Annotated in this window: 1 protein-coding gene; it reads left to right on the forward strand. The window is 38.6% G+C overall.

The window, feature by feature from the left end:
- On the forward strand, positions 1-339 hold a 339-nt coding region (locus GB932_RS22205; RefSeq protein WP_156758939.1), incomplete at both ends, for an aminotransferase class V-fold PLP-dependent enzyme.

The following is a 339-nucleotide window of genomic DNA, read 5'->3' on the forward strand; positions in this document are numbered from 1 at the left end:
TTTGACCTTATCTATGCCGGAGCTCAGAAAAATATGGGACCTGCCGGAGTTACTCTGGTGGTTATCAAAAAAGAAATTCTTGGTAAAACAGGAAGAGAAAATATGTTCTCTATCCTGGATTATTCTCAGCACATTGCTAAAGAATCTATGTACAATACTCCACCGGTATTCCCTGTATACGCTTCTTTACTTACCCTTCAGTACCTTGAAAGAAACGGAGGAATTGCTGCTGCAGAACAAAGAAACGAAGCTAAAGCCAAACTTTTATATGATGAAATCGACAACAATCCGTTATTCGAAACTTTCTGCGTAAAAGAAGACCGTTCACTCATGAATGTT

The organism is Microbacterium karelineae, from assembly GCF_009745985.1.
Classification (GTDB): Bacteria; Actinomycetota; Actinomycetes; order Actinomycetales; family Microbacteriaceae; genus Microbacterium; species Microbacterium karelineae.